This is a genomic window from Clostridium sp. AF27-5AA (genome assembly GCF_003478415.1).
Taxonomy (GTDB): Bacteria; Bacillota; Clostridia; order Lachnospirales; family Lachnospiraceae; genus Otoolea; species Otoolea fessa.
The window spans coordinates 374,480-390,451 of sequence record NZ_QUFH01000001.1 but is presented as its reverse complement, the minus strand read 5'-3'; the positions used below and the strand labels follow the sequence as shown (position 1 = coordinate 390,451).

The 15,972-nt window shown below is 48.9% G+C and carries 18 protein-coding genes and 1 tRNA gene; 16 read left to right on the top strand and 3 right to left on the bottom strand.

Annotated features, from left to right (window positions below):
* From DWY89_RS01855 to DWY89_RS01830, 6 genes are all read left to right on the top strand, one after another.
* The gene (locus DWY89_RS01855) at positions 1–1,023 is read left to right on the top strand and encodes a tyrosine-type recombinase/integrase (protein WP_118524310.1); all 1,023 of its coding nucleotides are present in this window, start codon (positions 1–3) and stop codon (positions 1,021–1,023) included.
* A 491-nt stretch (positions 1,024–1,514) separates the two neighbouring features.
* Positions 1,515–1,892 carry a hypothetical protein gene (locus DWY89_RS01850; RefSeq protein WP_118524309.1) on the top strand — a complete coding sequence of 126 codons (378 nt, stop codon included), beginning with the start codon at positions 1,515–1,517 and terminating at the stop codon, positions 1,890–1,892.
* Positions 1,892–2,005: a CD1375 family protein gene (locus DWY89_RS14705; protein ID WP_270224226.1), complete on the top strand. Its 114-nt coding sequence runs from the start codon at positions 1,892–1,894 to the stop codon at positions 2,003–2,005. Before DWY89_RS01850 ends, DWY89_RS14705 begins: the two co-directional genes overlap by 1 nt.
* A 1-nt stretch (position 2,006) precedes the next feature.
* On the top strand, positions 2,007–2,252 hold the full coding sequence (locus tag DWY89_RS01845; RefSeq protein WP_118491550.1) for a hypothetical protein: 246 nt from the start codon (positions 2,007–2,009) through the stop codon (positions 2,250–2,252).
* A gap of 3 nt (positions 2,253–2,255) precedes the next feature.
* Entirely contained in the window at positions 2,256–2,546 is a 291-nt protein-coding gene (locus DWY89_RS01840; RefSeq protein ID WP_118524308.1) for a phage holin family protein, read from the top strand.
* A gap of 465 nt (positions 2,547–3,011) precedes the next feature.
* Positions 3,012–3,860: a M15 family metallopeptidase gene (locus DWY89_RS01830; RefSeq protein WP_118524307.1), complete on the top strand. Its 849-nt coding sequence runs from the start codon at positions 3,012–3,014 to the stop codon at positions 3,858–3,860.
* Between the two features lie 151 nt (positions 3,861–4,011).
* On the opposite strand, the gene DWY89_RS01825 is transcribed toward DWY89_RS01830, so the two are convergent.
* A tRNA-Leu gene (locus tag DWY89_RS01825) sits at positions 4,012–4,094 on the bottom strand.
* A gap of 207 nt (positions 4,095–4,301) precedes the next feature.
* Here DWY89_RS01825 and DWY89_RS01820 point away from each other — a divergent pair.
* The 7 genes from DWY89_RS01820 (at position 4,302) to DWY89_RS01790 (ending at position 12,111) form a co-directional block, all read left to right on the top strand.
* Positions 4,302–4,640, top strand: a complete 339-nt coding sequence (locus DWY89_RS01820; protein WP_022360432.1) for a zf-HC2 domain-containing protein — start codon at positions 4,302–4,304, stop codon at positions 4,638–4,640.
* A 38-nt stretch (positions 4,641–4,678) separates the two neighbouring features.
* Positions 4,679–7,351 (top strand): DNA polymerase I, encoded by a 2,673-nt coding sequence (gene polA / locus DWY89_RS01815; RefSeq protein WP_118524124.1) that lies wholly within the window; start codon positions 4,679–4,681, stop codon positions 7,349–7,351.
* Between the two features lie 19 nt (positions 7,352–7,370).
* Positions 7,371–7,952: a dephospho-CoA kinase gene (coaE, locus tag DWY89_RS01810; protein WP_118524129.1), complete on the top strand. Its 582-nt coding sequence runs from the start codon at positions 7,371–7,373 to the stop codon at positions 7,950–7,952.
* Positions 7,953–7,959: 7 nt separating this feature from the next.
* Entirely contained in the window at positions 7,960–8,757 is a 798-nt protein-coding gene (locus DWY89_RS01805) for an MBL fold metallo-hydrolase (RefSeq protein ID WP_022360435.1), read from the top strand.
* A 261-nt stretch (positions 8,758–9,018) separates the two neighbouring features.
* Positions 9,019–9,291 (top strand): ACT domain-containing protein, encoded by a 273-nt coding sequence (locus DWY89_RS01800; protein ID WP_022360436.1) that lies wholly within the window; start codon positions 9,019–9,021, stop codon positions 9,289–9,291.
* A 30-nt stretch (positions 9,292–9,321) separates the two neighbouring features.
* Positions 9,322–10,686, top strand: a complete 1,365-nt coding sequence (locus DWY89_RS01795) for a PFL family protein (protein ID WP_106999746.1) — start codon at positions 9,322–9,324, stop codon at positions 10,684–10,686.
* 12 nt (positions 10,687–10,698) lie between these two features.
* Positions 10,699–12,111, top strand: coding sequence for an SAM-dependent methyltransferase (locus DWY89_RS01790; RefSeq protein WP_243022660.1), 1,413 nt, complete (start codon positions 10,699–10,701; stop codon positions 12,109–12,111).
* Between the two features lie 44 nt (positions 12,112–12,155).
* Here DWY89_RS01790 and DWY89_RS01785 read toward each other — a convergent pair whose 3' ends face one another.
* Positions 12,156–13,049, bottom strand: coding sequence for a selenium metabolism-associated LysR family transcriptional regulator (locus tag DWY89_RS01785; protein WP_147353321.1), 894 nt, complete (start codon positions 13,047–13,049; stop codon positions 12,156–12,158).
* 341 nt (positions 13,050–13,390) lie between these two features.
* Between DWY89_RS01785 and yedE the strand changes: the two genes are divergently transcribed.
* From yedE to DWY89_RS01770, 3 genes are read left to right on the top strand one after another with little or no spacing between them, the layout of a single operon-like run.
* Entirely contained in the window at positions 13,391–14,539 is a 1,149-nt protein-coding gene (gene yedE / locus DWY89_RS01780) for a YedE family putative selenium transporter (protein WP_270224039.1), read from the top strand.
* A 19-nt stretch (positions 14,540–14,558) separates the two neighbouring features.
* Positions 14,559–14,780, top strand: coding sequence for a sulfurtransferase TusA family protein (locus DWY89_RS01775; protein ID WP_118481752.1), 222 nt, complete (start codon positions 14,559–14,561; stop codon positions 14,778–14,780).
* A 32-nt stretch (positions 14,781–14,812) separates the two neighbouring features.
* The gene (locus DWY89_RS01770) at positions 14,813–15,049 is read left to right on the top strand and encodes a DUF3343 domain-containing protein (RefSeq protein WP_118524304.1); all 237 of its coding nucleotides are present in this window, start codon (positions 14,813–14,815) and stop codon (positions 15,047–15,049) included.
* A 223-nt stretch (positions 15,050–15,272) separates the two neighbouring features.
* Here DWY89_RS01770 and udk read toward each other — a convergent pair whose 3' ends face one another.
* A complete protein-coding gene (gene udk, locus DWY89_RS01765; protein ID WP_243022658.1) occupies positions 15,273–15,908 on the bottom strand; it encodes a uridine kinase in 636 nt (211 codons plus the stop codon).
* Positions 15,909–15,972: the final 64 nt, after the last annotated feature.

Genomic DNA, 15,972 nt, shown 5'->3' with positions numbered 1-15,972 from the left:
ATGATAGAAGAGTTATTAATGAATGTGGTAAACGCAATGAGTAGTTGCCTGGATGAAGAGCAGCTGGACAAGCTGCAGAATGTCCTGTACATCAATTTCCACGATGTGAGAGTAGTAGAAGAGAAGAATGAGCTCCAGGCAACGGGCACAGACAGCGATACCGTAAAGATGCGTTTGTTTGTGGCGTCTAAAAAGGTGTCTGGGCGCCAGGACAATACGCTGGCGCAGTACATCCGGGAGGTTACCAACTGCCGGAATGCACTCCGGAAGAACATTGAGGACATCACCACGATGGATCTGAGGTGGTATTTCGGAATGCTCCGGGAGCGGAATAAAATCAGCATGGTCACTCTGCAGGGGCGGATGCGGTATCTAAATAGCTTCTGGACCTTTCTACAAAAAGAAAACCTTGTGAAAGATAATCCTGTGGCGCGGATTGAATCACTCCGGATCGAAAGCACAATCAAAAAAGCCTTTTCGGCACAGGAGCTGGAAGCTCTCCGGATCGCCTGTGAGCGTCCGCGGGATAGAGCGCTGATAGAGTTTTTGTATGCGACGGGAGTGCGTGTGTCCGAGCTATGCAGTTTAAATGTGGGAGACATAGATTTATACAAACAGGAGTTCAAAGTTATGGGTAAGGGACGAAAGGAGAGGAGATTATATGTCTCAGATGTAGCTTGCTTTCATCTCTACCGATATCTAAGGTGGAGAATGGCAAAAGAGGGGCTGACAATGGAAGAACTGGCGCAGAAACCGCTTTTTGTATCTGCGAAGAAGCCGTATAGCCGCATGACAGTGGCGGGAGTACAATATCTTGTGAAATCTTTAGGGAAAAAGGCAGGGGTCGGAAATGTGCATCCGCATCGATTTCGCCGAACCTTTGCGACAGATCTCTTGAATCGAGGAATGCGGATCGAGGAGGTCATGGTGCTGATGGGACACACAAAGATAGAGACCACATTAATTTACTGCAATATCAAGCAGGATAACGTGAGAGAGTCGTATCGTAAATACGCAGCATAGAAGAGGAGAGGAGTAGTTTTTTGAGTCGGCAGAAATGGCGGCTTTTTTGTTGTACATAAAAATAGGAGAGCGGAGAGAAGAGGAGATCAGGCAGCATTTTGAGCCGGAAGATGGGTAAGATTTTCACGGTTAAATTACGATTTCAAGATGCCACATATATGTCAGTTAAAACGGTTCCATAGTGTCGGTAAACTTTAATTGAACCCCAGGAGTTGATCAGTAAAACGCTTCCTTTAGCATTATCGTATTTATTGATAAGTCCGATCCATGCCTCGGCAGAATTTCGGTACAGAAGTGCAGCTACACCAGTTTTAAAAGTATTCCAATTAGCATACATGTCATTTTTTATGCCGTTACTGTCGTTGGCACTGACAGTATGAAGAGCATTGGTAAATAAGGCCTCGCTATTTAAAAGAATAACTGAATTTGAAAATACTGAGCCGAAAGGCTCTTTATTTATATATCAAAAAAAGAAAGAGAGGGAAAAGAACATGGACAAAATGATTCTCAAAGACAACACAACAATCGAACTGCAGACGGGCGCATCCCTGTCAGCGGTGACAGCCAAGTTTGACAGCAAGGATGCTATGCTGGTGGCTTGGAAAACACTGACTCCGGAAAATCTGGCAGAAGTAAAATTCCAGAATGATGCTGGAATGACTGTCGGGACATATACGGACTTGGTTCTTGAATTTGAAACCTCACAGGAAGTATCTGACGGCATACAGACCACGTTTTCCTTCCGCATGAAAACCGACACAGAGAAACGCTTGGATGCTCTGGAAGAGGGACAGACAGTGCAGGACGAGGCGATCAGTGACCTGGGGGCAGCCACCAGCGAACTGGCAGAGAAAGAAGGTGTAGAGTAATGGGTGCGTTTTATGGGAAAAGAATCAGAAGCGGGAAAATGACACTGGAAGAGGTGCCGCTCTATTGGCGCGCAGCAGCAGAAAAATGGTTAAAAGAACATCCGGAGGAATAAGATGAATACAGAGATTATAGTAGCCCTGATAGCGTCCGCCGGTGGTATCCTGGGAGCCTTTGTTGGTGTGATTGCATCAGCGCAGCTGACCACCTATCGCATTCAGCAGCTCGAGAAAAAGGTGGAAAAGCACAACACGGTGATTGAGCGTACATATAAATTAGAAGAGAACCAGGCAGTAATGGAAGAGCAGATCAAAGTTGCGAATCATCGGATTGCGGATCTGGAAAATGGAAAGGAGGGTTAAGGTATGCAGATAAAAGATTATGTAAAACCGGAATTACTGGTGGTGGCGCTCGTGCTGTATTTTATTGGAATGTGGCTGAAACAGAGCGAAACGGTAAAAGACAAGTATATCCCATTAATAAATGGCGGTATCGGCGTGCTGATTTGCGCGATCTATGTCTTCGCCACCTGCGGGTGTTCCAATGGTCAGGATATTGCTCTGGCTGTGTTTACGGCACTGACGCAGGGCGTTCTTGTAGCCGGATTATCCACTTACGTAAATCAGCTTTTAAAACAATCAAATAAAGAAGAATAGGAGGAGGTGATCCAACTATCTCCCGCCGGCAGTCCGGGTTATGGCTTCCATCGCGAAACAAACGGGGAAAATCAGCGAATATCGATAGAATGAAAAAGATTTCTATGCTATAATGTCAAAGTTACCGCCTCCTATACCGGTACGGAAAGGAGGTGCATAGCTTGGAAGATGCAGTTATTTCTCTTATTATTTCTATCGCGGCAGGTGTGATTAGCCATCTCATTTGCAAATGGCTGGATAGAAATAAGTAGTCGGTAACCAGCCTATGGTATAAGCCACCATGCAAGAATGGAATAGAAAACCCCAAGGATTGCGACTCCTTGGGGTTTTCGTTTTGCATAACTTGGATGCAATTATTTCTCTTAGCCTATTGGCATTATAGCATATGCGAAAATTCTTTGCAAGATACCTCGGAAGACAAAATTTCATATTTTTTCATATTATTAAAGAAAAGAGGACAAAACCATGAGAGATATCACGTTATGCCACCCGCGCCTCCAGAAACTTATCGCACAGCTTACAAGCGAATGCGCGAATGCCGGACTGCCGATCAAGATCGGAGAATCGTTTCGGAGCGTGACCGAGCAGGATGCACTGTACGCACAGGGCAGGACTCAGCCAGGCAGTATTGTCACGAATGCCAGGGGCAGCAGCTATAGCAGCCAGCACCAATGGGGCATTGCAGTGGATTTCTACCGGGCAGATGGAAAAGGCGCCTATAATGAATCAGGAGATTATTTTAAGAAAGTCGGAGAGCTTGCCAAAAAGCTGGGGCTTGGATGGGGTGGCGATTGGAAAAGCATCGTAGACAAGCCGCACGTATATTTGCCGGATTGGGGCAGCGGTACTGGGATTTTGAAACAGAAATATGGGACATTTGAGGCGTTTAAAAAGACCTGGGCGGCGGAGAACAGCACGGTACCAGAACAGTCAAAAACGGTGCTCACCGATCTTAAAGAAATTAAGAGCGGCATACGCGGGTTGAGAGTCACTGCGTCCTCACTTATCATCCGAACAACTCCAAAAGGTATAGACACAGGCAAGCGCTACACCAAGGATCAGCGTGTGCAGCCAATTAATAAATGCTTTGCCGACGGCGCACCGTGGATCCAGACTGCCGACGGCTGGATATCCGGCAAATACCTTGAGGGCTGGCTTTTACAGGATGGGAGCTGGTGGTATCTACTGAGCGGTTACACCTACCGGCACGATGCAGTCTGCCAGATTGACGGACAGGCGTATGCGTTTGATTCTGACGGCTGGATGATTACGGCTGACCGGATAGCAGAGGACGGTCATATCCAGAATGTGTGAAGTGATGTAAAAATAGTCCTTTTTCGTGTTGCATTCGTGTTGCATAATACCTTTAAAAAGCCTGTTTTTACATTTACATGTTTTACCTCTAAAACACCGAAAGCCCTTGAAAATAAAGGAAAAATCCAATATTTTCAAGGGCTTTCAAATCTGCCGGCTGCGGGACTTGAACCCGCACGGTGTTGCCACCAATGGATTTTGAGTCCACCTCGTCTGCCATTCCGACAAGCCGGCTGTCTATCGACGCTTTTTATCTTACCAAAATTGGAGACAGATTGCAACTGTTTTTTTGTTTGTTTTGAAATTAAGAAGCGAAGCATTCGCAGGGGCTTGCGTGTTTCATTAAAATAAGGTATGATTAGGTTCAAATGGGTTTATGAACGCGTCATGCGTGAATGATAATTCATATGGAATGACAGACTGGAAAAGGAGGTGGCGTCTGTGACCTGTCGGGAAGCGGAGCGTCTTGTGACGCCGTATATCCAGGATAAACTGAGCGGGGATGAGCTGGAAGCGTTTCTGGAGCATCTGGAACATTGCCGCAACTGTCAGGAAGAATTGGAAATTTATTTTATGGTGGATGTCGGACTGAAACAGCTGGACACCGGATCGGGTACTTTTGATATCATGGGCGCACTGCAGAAGCGGATCGCTGAGTCATATGCCCGTGTGCGCCGGATGTGGCGCTTCCGGAAAATGGAGTATGCGGTCAATACGCTGGGCGTGATGGCGGTATTGGTGACGGTGATGCTGCAGGTCAGGATTTGGCTGGCACCATAGAAAAAAGCAACAAGTGATAGAACAGGAGACGGAAACAGATGGGCAAATTAGTGCTGATAGATGGTCATAGTATACTCAACCGGGCATTTTACGGGGTGCCGGAGTTGACAAATTCGAAGGGACTCCACACCAATGCAGTGTACGGATTTTTAAATATCATGTTCCGGGTGATCGAAGATGAGGGGGCAGACTATCTGGCAGTGGCATTTGACTTGAAAGAGCCGACATTCCGTCACAAAATGTATGCGGCATACAAGGGAACGAGAAAACCGATGCCGCAGGAGCTGCATGAGCAGGTTCCGGTGATGAAGGAAGTGCTGACAGCGATGGGCGTGCCGATTCTTACCAAGGCGGGGTATGAGGCAGACGATATTCTGGGAACGATCGCGAAACGCTGTGCGGCGGAGGGCGTGGAGGTTTCTATCGTATCAGGAGATCGTGACCTGCTGCAGCTTGCAGATACGCACATTAAGATTCGGATGCCGCGTACTTCGAAAGGTACGACGGAGATACGCGACTATTACCCGGAGGATGTGAAGGCGGAGTATCAGGTGACGCCGATCGAATTTATTGATGTAAAGGCGCTGATGGGCGATACTTCGGATAATATTCCGGGCGTGCCATCGATCGGTGAAAAGACGGCAACCAGCCTGATTACCACCTACGGAAGCATTGAGAATGCGTATGCACACATTGATGAGGTAAAGCCGCCGCGCGCACAGAAAGCGCTTCGGGAGCATTATGACATGGCGCAGATGAGCAAGGATCTGGCAACGATCCGCATCAATTGCGAGATTGGTTTTTCGCTGGAGGAGGCGAAGCTGGATTCGCTTTACACGCCGGAGGCATATCAGTATATGAAGCAGCTGGAATTTAAGTCCATTCTGCAGAAATTTGGTGAGGACGCCTTTGCGTCATCAGAAATGGAAAAATCTTTCCGTTTGGTAAATGATTTTGGCGAGGCACAGGTGATTTTTGACCGTGCACAGCGCGCGGAGGAGATCGGAGCGCAGCTGGTGATTGAAAAAGAAGAGGTTGTGGCACTGGCACTCTGCCTGGACGGGACATCGATCTATGCGATCCCGGCAGTTGGATTTCTGACCGGACAGTATCTGGCGGAGGAGCTGGAACGCCTGATGGAGGTGGTTCCGTCTGTGACGGTTCTGGATCTCAAGATCCAGCTTCCATTTCTTAAAAATCATAGCCGCCGGATCGTGGACGGCATCCGGAATGCAGAAGGAAACCGTGCGGTTATGGACGCAGGCGTGGCGGCGTATCTGTTAAATCCGCTCAAGGATACCTATGGATATGATGACCTGGCGCGTGATTACCTGGATATGACCGTGCCGTCACAGGTCGATTTGCTTGGAAAAACGGCGCTGTCGGATGCATTTGAGACAATGCCGGAGAAAGCGTTGAATTGTGTCTGCTACATGGCATATACGGCGTGGAAATCGCGGGAAATCCTGCTGGGGCAGCTTCGAAGACATGGAATGCTGCATCTCTTTTATGAGATAGAGATGCCGGTTATTTACAGCCTCTACCATATGGAAGAGGAAGGTATTCAGGTGCGCCGGGAGGAATTGAAAGCCTACGGCGAACGCCTCCAGACGCAGGTAGAGAAACTGGAGCAGGAGATTTACGCCGAGACGGGCTGTGAATTTAATATTAATTCCCCGAAGCAGCTGGGTGAGGTTTTATTTGAAAAAATGTCCCTGCCGGGCGGCAAAAAGACGAAGACCGGCTATTCGACGGCGGCGGATGTGCTGGAAAAACTGGCGCCGGAGTATCCGGTTGTGCGGAAAGTATTAGACTATCGCCAGGTGGCGAAACTCAAATCGACCTATGCGGACGGGCTGGGTGCATTTATCCGGGAGGACGGACGAATCCACGGAACCTTTAACCAGACGATCACAGCGACAGGACGTATCAGCAGTACAGAGCCGAACCTGCAGAACATTCCGGTGCGTATGGAGCTGGGACGCGAGATCCGGAAGCTGTTTGTACCACGCGAGGGCTGTGTGCTGGTTGACGCTGATTATTCCCAGATTGAGCTGCGTGTGCTGGCGCATATGTCGAATGACAAGAACCTCATCCAGGCATACCGGCAGGCGGAGGACATCCACGCGATCACGGCGTCGCAGGTATTCCATGTGCCGCTTGAGGAAGTGACACCGCAGCTTCGCCGCAATGCAAAAGCAGTCAATTTCGGTATCGTATATGGTATCAGCGCGTTTGGGCTGGGCGAAGATCTCGGTATTTCCCGCAAGGAAGCGACCGAGTACATTGAGCGTTACTTTGAAACCTACCCGGATGTCAAACGTTTCCTCGATGGTCTGGTAAAAACGGGCAGGAAATACGGCGAGGTCAAGACTATGTATGGGCGTGTGAGACCGATTCCGGAGCTGAAATCCGGCAATTTTATGCAGCGTTCGTTCGGTGAGCGTGTGGCGATGAATTCCCCGATTCAGGGAACTGCAGCCGACATTATCAAGATTGCGATGATCCGCGTCGATCAACGCCTGCGCCGCGAAGGACTGCGTTCCCGCATTGTCCTCCAAGTGCACGATGAACTCCTGATTGAAACCTGGAAAGAAGAGCTGGAACAGGTGCAGTCGATTCTGGCGACGGAGATGAAACGTGCGGCGCAGCTGCAGGTGGAGCTGGAAATCGATATGAAGATGGGAAATTCGTGGTTTGAAACGAAATAATGGAAAGGTACAGATAAACATGAAGATAATCAGTATTACCGGAGGCGTTGGTTCCGGTAAGAGTGAGATCCTGCGTGTGCTGCAGGAGGAATTTGACGCGGAAATTATTAAGGCAGATGAAGTGGCTCACCAGCTCATGGAGCCGGGTAAGAAAGGCTATCAGCATGTGGTAGAGGCGCTGGGTGATTCCTTTTTAAATAAGGACGGCAGCATTGACCGCAAAAAGCTGGCGGCGCTTATTTTCCAGAATAAAGAGGCGGTGGAGACGATGAACGCCATCATCCACCCGATGGCGTGGGAGGAGATCCGCTATGCGATCAACCATTCCGACAAGGAGATCATCGTTGTGGAGGCAGCTCTCTATGATGACGACCACAATGCGATGTTTGATGAAATCTGGTATGTATACACATCGGTGGAGAACCGCATCAAGCGTCTGATGGCAAGCCGCGGCTACAGCGAGGAAAAATGCCGGAGCATCATGGCAAATCAGGCATCCGAGGACGATTACCGGAGTTTTGCGACGCGTGTGCTGGACAACAACGGTGGGATTGAGGATATTCGGAAGCAGATAGCGTCATTTTTAGGAAAAGAGGATTAGGATACATATGCGGATGGTTAGTATTGCCAGCGGCAGCAGCGGGAATTGTATTTATATAGGAAGCGACAACACCCACGTTCTGGTGGATGCGGGGATCAGCAACAAGCGTATTGAGATGGGGTTAAATGACCTGGGGCTGAATGCGCGGGAACTGGATGGAATTCTCATCACGCATGAACATTCCGACCATATCAAAGGGCTCGGCGTGTTGGCGCGCAAATATGGCACACCTATTTACAGCACAAAAGAGACATTAGAGGAAATTCAGGATTCCAAGAGTCTTGGCGAGATTCCGGAAGATCTGATGCACCCGATTACGCCGGATGTTGATTTTATGGTAGGAGATCTGGAAGTCAAACCGTTCCGGATCGACCATGATGCAGCGAATCCTGTTGCCTACCGGGTTCAGAATGAAAAAAGATCGGTGGCGGTGGCGACGGATATGGGGCATTATTCCCAGTACATCATTGACCATCTGCAGGGGCTGGATGCGATTTTGCTGGAAGCCAACCACGATGTCAAAATGCTGGAGGCAGGACCGTATCCGTATTACCTGAAGCGTCGTATCTTAGGCGATTACGGACACCTTTCCAATGAAAATGCGGGGCGGCTTTTAAGTTCCATTCTGCATGACAATTTGAAGCATATTTTCCTGGGGCATCTGAGTAAGGAAAATAATTACGAAGAGCTGGCATATGAGACGGTGCGTCTGGAGATCACAGAGGGAGATACGCCGTATAAGGCGAATGATTTCCCGATCACAGTGGCAAAACGCGATGCAGTGTCGCAGATTGTGACGGTGTAGAAGACGTAAAAGTATTAAAATTGGTTATACAAAGTCTGAAAACAAGCCAGAAGATATATTTGGGGTTATGGCTTGGAGACATGGACAAACGTGTGGGGTTGACAGAAATATCGTTACTGTACACGCATACGTGTCCAGTAACGGAATATCATTTTAGGTGTAAAAGTCAGCAGCCGGATGGCAGTTGAGTTTTTATAGAAATTAGTAAGTCATAAAAACATTTCCGCCATAGGACGGAGAGCACACAGGAGGATGAAAGCTATGAGTAAGATTATTATTACTATCGTTGGACAGGACCGCGTCGGTATCGTTGCAAAAACGTGTAATTATCTGGCTGACCACAACATGAACATTCTTGACATCACGCAGACGATCCTGCAGGAATATTTCAATATGATGATGATCGTGGATATTTCCGGTTCCAAGACATCCTTTGATGATATGGCGCATGAGCTGGACAAGCTGGGACAGGAGATCGGCGTAAAGATTCTCTGTCAGAGAGAAGAGATTTTTACCAGTATGCACAGAATCTAAGCAAATATTTTCAGAAAGGACGTAAAACCAATGATTAACATGCAGGAAGTTCTGGAAACTAATAACATGATCGCGCATGAAAAACTGGATGTGCGGACGATCACGATGGGTATCAGCCTCTTAGACTGTGTGGACAGTGATCTGGCGAAGATGAATGAGAAGATCTACAATAAGATTACAACTTATGCGAAAGATCTTGTATCGACCGGCGATGCCATCGGACGTGAATTTGGGGTTCCGATCGTCAATAAACGTATCTCGGTTACTCCGATCGCGCTGGTAGGTGGAAGTGCCTGCAAGAAGAGCGAGGATTTTGTAGAGATTGCGAAAACACTTGATAAGGCAGCGAAAGAAGTGGGCGTCAACTTTATCGGAGGCTATTCCGCATTGGTTTCCAAGGGAATGACACCGGCGGAAGAGCTTCTGATCCGCTCGATCCCGCAGGCACTTGCCTGCACCGACCGTGTGTGCAGCTCCATCAATGTCGGTTCTACCAAGACAGGTCTTAACATGGATGCGGTCCGTCTGATGGGCGAGATGGTTGTGGCAACCGCAGAGGCAACGAAGGACAATGATTCCCTCGGCTGTGCGAAGCTGGTTGTATTCTGCAACGCGCCGGATGATAACCCGTTCATGGCAGGTGCATTCCATGGCGTGACTGAGGCGGATGCGATCATCAACGTCGGCGTCAGCGGTCCGGGAGTTGTAAAGACGGCTCTGGAAAAGGTACGTGGCGAGAACTTTGAGGTGCTGTGTGAGACGATCAAGAAGACGGCGTTCAAGATCACCCGTGTTGGACAGCTGGTAGCACAGGAGGCGTCCAAACGTCTGGGCGTTCCGTTTGGCATCATTGATCTGTCGCTGGCACCGACTCCGGCAGTCGGAGACAGTGTGGCGGAGATTCTGGAAGAGATCGGCTTAGAGCGCAGCGGTGCCCCGGGTACAACAGCAGCGCTGGCAATGTTAAATGATCAGGTTAAGAAGGGCGGCATCATGGCGTCCTCCTATGTTGGCGGACTCAGTGGTGCGTTTATTCCGGTCAGCGAGGATCAGGGCATGATCGATGCAGTTTCTGAGGGTGCGCTTACGATTGAGAAGCTGGAAGCAATGACCTGTGTCTGCTCTGTAGGTCTTGATATGATTGCGATCCCAGGCGATACGAAAGCGACCACGATCGCCGGTATCATCGCGGACGAGGCGGCAATCGGCATGATCAACCAGAAGACAACGGCAGTCCGCCTGATTCCGGTCATCGGAAAAACAGTGGGCGATACGGCAGAGTTCGGCGGTCTGCTTGGCTATGCGCCGATCATTCCGGTCAACCGTTTCTCCTGCGACAACTTTGTCAAACGTACCGGACGTATCCCGGCACCAGTACACAGCTTTAAGAACTAATAGGAGTTTCATATGGATAAATCACAGGAACTGAGAGAGGTGCTTCTGCGGTATCTCGATGCCGATCTGGAGCGAATCATTTTCAGCAACCCGAGAACCCGTGAATCCTATCTGAAATTAACCGTGCGTCCTCTGCTTCTGCGGGGGGCGCTTGCTTTTCAGACGGAAGAATTTACGGAAAAACAGGCATTTCAGAAAAATCAGAACGCAGAAAAGACCGCCGAGTACCTGCTCGGAGAACTGGAAAACCGTTACCGCAATGCGGAGATCGCGTCGCTTCACGGGATTGTCAATATTCTGATCAGTAAGAAGGGGACAGTGACGATCAAAGAGAAGAAGGTGGGGGTTAAAAGGGCAGAGAATCGGACAGTATCGGTGGCAGCAGGTGATGTGCAGAAAGCTGGAAAGCAGATGCCGGCGAAGAGCCATGCAGATGTGAAAGAAAATTCGCTCGAAAAATCGGGTCAGAGTCAGTCAAGTCACGAAAACAGAAAGATGCAGAGAAGTGCTAAAATACAGGGAAATGGTAAACTGCAGAGCAATGCGAAACAGCAGAAAAATGCCGGAACAGGACTGTCGGCTGGCATGGATGCCGCAGCGTTTTCAGAACGTCTGGCTTCGTTATCCCATAACCGTACTAAAAAATACGTCCTTCAGGAAGGCGTCCCAGTCCCATTTCTGGTAGATCTCGGTGTCATGACGGCAGAAGGCAAAGTTGTGAAATCCCGCTACGACAAATTTCGCCAGATCAACCGTTTCCTGGAATTTATTGAGGATGTACTTCCGAATCTCGATCCGAACCGGACGAATACGATCATTGATTTCGGATGCGGGAAATCATATCTGACGTTTGCGATGTATTACTATCTGCATGTACTGAAAAAATATTCGATCCGTGTCATCGGTCTGGATTTGAAAAAAGATGTCATTGCGCTTTGCAACCGCCTGAGCAAGAAGTTTGGATTTGAGAACCTGACCTTCCTGCACGGCGACATCGCCGGATATGAGGGCGTCGATCAGGTCGATATGGTCGTGACGCTGCACGCCTGTGATACAGCGACCGATTATGCGCTGGCAAAAGCGGTCAAATGGGGCGCAAAAGTCATTCTTTCCGTTCCATGCTGTCAGCATGAGATTAACAAGCAGATTCAGAACGACCTTCTGTCGCCGGTTTTACAGTACGGCCTTCTGAAAGAACGTATGTCGGCGCTTCTGACCGACGGAATCCGTGGGCAGCTCCTCGAAATGTCCGGCTACCGGACGCAGATTCTCGAATTCATCGACATGGAACACACACCGAAAAACATCATGATCCGTGCGATCCGCCAGGGCAAGAAAGCAGACGGGGCGGCATTAGAGACAATGATGAAGGAATTGCATGTGAAGCCGACGTTGTATGGGTTGTTGGTGGGGGAAGAGGCGTAGGAAATTTAGAAAGCACTTTTATGGGGGTTGATAATGCTGGACAGTTATAGCTGATAAAACCTCTTCGCAAATTCCAAAAACACCCCGCCTTCCTCCGCCATATACTTAACCGGTGAATACACCAGATAGAGTTTCCGGAGAAAGGCAGCTTCCCCAAGCGGAAAGAGAAGCAGTTTCCCCTGCCGTGCGTCTGCCTGCACAGTTGCTTTTGAGAGAATGGAGATGCCCATTCCCAGCATGATACATTGCTTGAGGGCGGCGGCATCGTCCATCACGGCAATAACATTTAAATCATCGAGTGAAAGCCCTTTATTTTTCAGGAAATAAAGGGTTTCCTGTTTTGTGCCGGAATTATCTTCCCGGAGCAGAAACGGTTCTTTTAAGAGGGCATCCAGCGGTGATGGAATAGACTGGTAAGCCTGATAATGCGGTGTGGCGGGGGCAGCGATCACAAGCTCATCGGAGGCAAAGGGGAGAAATTCGCAGGAGGTGTCCGAGGTAGTAGTTCCGACCAGACCGATGTCGCAGATGCCGTCATCCACCTTATGTACAACGTCCAGGCTGTCTGAGCAGGAGGCATAGACACGGATATCAGGATGAACTGCGTGATAAGCGCTTAAAAGTTCCGGCAGAAAATAAAGGGACGGAACGGAGGATGCGCCGATCCGAAGCTGCGGTTTCGTCTCGTTGGCGAGTTCCACGATTGCTTTCTGCTGCAGGGTCAGAATCTCCGTGGCATAGGAATATAATTTTGTCCCGGCAGGAGTCAGGGAGAGCGATTTGGTGGTGCGCTTTAAAAGCTGGGTGTGAAATTCCTCCTCCAGACTGCGGATGTGGGCGCTGACAGTCGGCTGTGAGATGTACAGCTTCTGGGCGGCAAGCGAAAAACTCTGATATTTGACGGTGTACACGAAAGCTTCTAATTGGCGGATGTCCATATATTTAAAATCCTTTCTATAGATAAAATCAATTTTTAATGATTCTGTGATAAAATCCAAAATTAAAATGAATAGTAGACAGGTGAAAACAATCTCTAAAGAAGAGTGTAGCTTTATTTATTGAAAATATCAATAAGTTTATAGCAAATATCAATATAAACGATTTTACCATAAAAATACAGGATGTTATACTTGTCTGCGGAAAGTATGGATAGATCCATGAAATGTACGCGCTTGAAATTTTTCTTGTTTGATTTTGTGAGATGATTTTTTTGCCAGATGCACTCAAATTTCTGATATGTATTGATGAAATGCGAGTGTGGTGCGTGAAATCACCCACAATGACGAGGGTGAGAAAAACTTTAAGAGTACATGAAATAAAAAAGGAGGCAGGTATGAAAGTATTTGACAAGACATGGAAGCTGGCAGTGGCAGGCGCGCTTGTGGGTGTGCTGGCAGCATTGCTGGCGTATTTTGGAAATCCGGCCAATATGGCGATCTGTATTGCGTGCTTCGTACGTGATACGGCGGGCGCGCTGAAACTTCACTCAGCAGCACCGGTTCAGTATTTCCGTCCGGAGATTGTAGGATTTGCAGTGGGAGCATTTGCAATCTCACTGGTGACGAACGAGTATAGGGCGACAGCAGGTTCTTCACCGATGATCCGCTTTGTTCTGGGTGCGATCATGGTAATTGGCGCGCTGGTATTCTTAGGGTGTCCGCTGCGTATGGTTCTGCGTATGGCAGCCGGTGACCTGAATGCGTATGTAGCGCTGGTTGGATTTGCAGGCGGTATTGCAACTGGTTCGTTCTTCCTGAAAAAGGGATTTTCGCTGGGCAGAGCGTATGAGACGCAGAAATCAAGCGGATATGTGCTTCCGGTGCTCCTTCTGGCGCTTTTTATCATTGGAGCAGTAACAGGCGTATACGCAGCCAGCACGGAAGGACCGGGAAGCAAGCACGCACCGGTTCTGATTTCCCTGGTTGCGGCTCTCCTGATTGGTGCATTGGCACAGAAGAGCCGTATGTGTTTTGCAGGTAGCATCCGTGATGTGATTCTGATGAAAAACTTTGATCTGCTCAGCATTATCGGTGCACTGTTTGCAGTCATGCTGATTTTTAACCTTGCAACTGGCAATTTCCATTTGAGCTTTTCCGGTCAGCCGATCGCGCACTCCCAGCATCTCTGGAATATTCTGGGTATGTATGCCGTTGGATTTGCAGCCGTTCTGGCTGGCGGATGCCCGCTGCGTCAGATCATTCTGGCAGGGCAGGGCTCCTCGGACAGTGCGGTAACCTTTCTGGGAATGCTGTTAGGGGCGGCACTTGCACACAATTTTAACCTGGTTGGTGCGGCAGCAAAAGCGGCAACCGAGACAGAGGCAGCCGTTTTGGGTGGTCCGGCGATGCCGGGCAAAATTGCCGTAATTGTATGTATTGCCCTGTTATTCGTGATTGCAGCGGCAAATATGAAACGTAGAAAGAAATAAAGAAAAGAGGAAACGGAAAATGTCAGATTTTGTTGAGGTAGATGTGCGGGGACTCTCCTGTCCGGAACCGGTTTTGATGGTGATGGATGCGATGGATGAACATCCGGGAAAACAGATCCGTGTGCTTGGCGATGAGGCACACACCCGGACGAATATTGAGCGCACGTTGGAGTATCATGGAAAAGAGGGGCACACCAAGGTGCTGGAAAACGGCTGTTTCACCATTACCTTTGAAGCGTGATGCTGCTCTGGAATATTAAATAGGTGGAAATGATGAGGCAGAAACGGGAATATCGGATTTTTACCTTTCACACGACGGCTGCGGCGATGGAGATGGAGGCATTCTGCCGGGAACAGGGAATCAGAGGGCGCCTGGTGCCTGTCCCACGCGAACTCTCAGCAGGCTGTGGAATTGCCTGGCGGATGGAACCGGCGGAATATGAACAGTTTCAAGGAGTGATTGCGGAGAGCCAGATTGAGATCGAGCAGAGCTGTGTGATGATGAATTAAACAAAATGTTATGTTAGAGCAGATATCATAGAAAAAGTATATAGGAAAAAGCGGCGGTATCGGCAGCAGCGAGACATTCAAAAAAGAATGGAGCGCTGACAGTGTGATACCGCTGCTTTTTGGTGTGTAAATCGAGGTCAGAATGAGGTCATTGAGGTCAGAAATCAAATCATGACCTCGATGACCTCATTTGTGACCTCGATGATCCCAATATTTTGAAATATTATTCTCTCGCCTTCGCCTCATCCAGCAGCCGTGCAATCTCCCCGCGCACCAGCGAGAATGCAACCTCATTCCGCCCGCTGTTGGTAACCACATCCGCATAGGCGCGGGTCGGTTCTACAAAGAGGGCATGCATCGGTTTGACGGTGGTCAGGTATTGATCGATGATGTTTTCGATATCGCGTCCGCGCTCTTTCGTGTCACGTAAGATTCGGAGGAGGATGCGCTCGTCGGCGTCGGCATCGACGAAAATGCGGATGTCGAGCAGATTGCGGAGTGCTTCGTCATAGAGAACGAGAATGCCCTCCAACAGGATAACCGGGCGCGGCTCGATGTGAATGGTTGCTTCGGCGCGGTTGTGGTTGGCGTAGTTGTAGGTTGGACAGTCGATTGCCTCCCAGTTTTTCAGTTTGTTGAGATGCTCAAGAAGCAGCTCCGTCTCAAATGCATCCGGGTGGTCGTAGTTCAGCTTTTTGCGCTGTTCAAATGGCATATCGTCGTGGGCGCGGTAGTAGTTGTCGTGGTAAAGCACGGTCACCTGATCACCAAATGCGTCTTTCAGACGGTTTGTAAAAGTGGATTTTCCTGAACCAGTTCCTCCGGCAATTCCGATGATAATAGGTGATTTTCTATTCACTGTGGTTTCCTCCATTTGTAAGTTTTATCTCAGTCGAGAAGAGTCCCACCTCTTTAGGTGGCGA